This is a genomic window from Streptomyces sp. NPDC107581 (genome assembly GCF_055657175.1).
Genome location: NZ_JBVKBH010000025.1, coordinates 5,561 through 7,430, shown reverse-complemented (window position 1 = coordinate 7,430; position 1,870 = coordinate 5,561). Strand labels below are relative to the sequence as shown.

The 1,870-nt window shown below is 77.8% G+C and carries 1 pseudogene; it reads left to right on the top strand.

What is annotated here, in order from left to right:
- Positions 1 to 1,048: 1,048 nt before the first annotated feature.
- A pseudogene (locus tag ACZ7P3_RS39575) lies at positions 1,049 to 1,870 on the top strand (hypothetical protein); the annotation flags it as partial.

The window sequence follows — 1,870 nt, the reverse complement described above, 5'->3', positions numbered from 1 at the left end:
GCACGGCACGAGAGGGCACGGCACGAGAGGGCACGGCACGAGAGGGCACGGCACGAGAGGGCACGGCACGAGAGGGCACGGCACGAGAGGGCACGGCACGAGAGGGCACGGCGCGAGAGGAGAAGTGCTCCCGGAATTGCCAGGGACGCAGCCGGCCCGGGCCGCTGCCGGCTGAGGCCCCGCCCGGCCCGCTACCGGCACCCACCACCCTCACCCTCAACCCCGCCCTCACCATTAGCCCGGTGCCGTGGTTTCGCCGGCGATGCGGCCCGGCGGGCACGAGAGGACTCAGCCGCCGGTCCGCAGAAGCGACCAGGCCGGACGAGAACGCGCCGCACCGAACCGGCAGGCGCCGCGCGCCGGCCGGCCCGGCGGCTGCGCGGCACGCCCTTCAGCAGCCCCTTCCGCCAAAGGGATGCCCCGGATCCGGGACAGGCCTGCAGGATCCGCCCTTGCGAGGCGATAGCCTCCCACCCCCAACACCCCGCCCACACCAGCCAACTGACGCCACCCCAGCCCCCGGCAGTCCGGCAGTCCGGCATCACCCTCCACGGCCACGGCACACCGCCGGCGGCCGGGAGTTCACCTCACTCACAACGGCCCGCCGCATCCCCTCCCCGGCCCGCATCCGCTCCCCCGCCTGACACGCGCCCCGCTCCCCCTCCTCCCCCAGGCCGCGGCTCCCAGGAGAGCAGGCCGGCTGCCGCCACACCGGATCCCGCTCGAGGCCGGGCAGCAAACCGTCCGCGCCTGCACCCTGCGCCAGCGGCCCGGACTGCCGTCACGGATACCGATTCACCTCCTTCGTCAAGGTACGAATTTTCGGAACGCGACTGGACGCAGCTGCCGGGGTTGAGTCGAAGACAACGCCCGCAAAGGACACGGGCAGGAACCGCACCCAGGGGCACCACGCCTCCCAGCGGTTCGACTTACCCCAGGAGGAGAATTCCCATGACTCACAACGACAGCAACTCCCGTATGCGACGACGACTGATCATGCTGGCCACCACCGCCGTCCTGGCAACAGGCGGCGCACTGCTCCCCGCAAGTGCATTCGCAGCACCGGCAACAGCCCCGCACCACATACCGGCTCACGGCCATCACCACGACCACGCCGGCGCCGGAGCCGGGGCGGGCGCCGGGGCCGGAGCGGGCGCCGGCGCCGGAGCCGGCGCCGGTGCAGGCGCTGGGGCCGGAGCCGGAGCGGGCGCCGGAGCCGGGGCCGGAGCGGGCGCCGGTGCCGGGGCCGGAGCGGGCGCCGGCGCCGGTGCTGGTGCCGGTGCTGGTGCTGGCGCCGGTGCTGGGGCCGGGGCTGGCGCTGGCGCCGGTGCCGGAGCGGGCGCTGGCGCTGGCGCCGGGGCAGGCGCTGGGGCCGGTGCTGGGGCCGGGGCTGGGGCCGGAGCGGGCGCCGGTGCCGGAGCCGGGGCAGGCGCGGGCGCTGGCGCCGGAGCCGGTGCTGGCGCTGGCGCTGGCGCCGGGGCAGGCGCCGGAGCCGGAGCCGGAGCCGGAGCCGGTGCTGGCGCTGGCGCTGGCGCCGGGGCAGGCGCCGGAGCCGGAGCCGGAGCCGGAGCCGGAGCCGGAGCCGGTGCTGGGGCTGGTGCTGGTGCTGGTGCCGGAGCCGGTGCTGGGGCTGGTGCTGGCGCCGGTGCTGGGGCCGGGGCTGGCGCGGGCGCCGGAGCCGGTGCTGGCGCGGGCGCCGGTGCTGGGGCCGGAGCCGGTGCCGGTGCTGGGGCCGGAGCGGGCGCTGGTGCCGGAGCCGGTGCTGGCGCGGGCGCCGGTGCTGGGGCCGGTGCCGGTGCTGGTGCTGGGGCCGGAGCGGGCGCCGGAGCGGGCGCTGGGGCCGGGGCCGGAGCGGGCGCTGGCGCTGGTG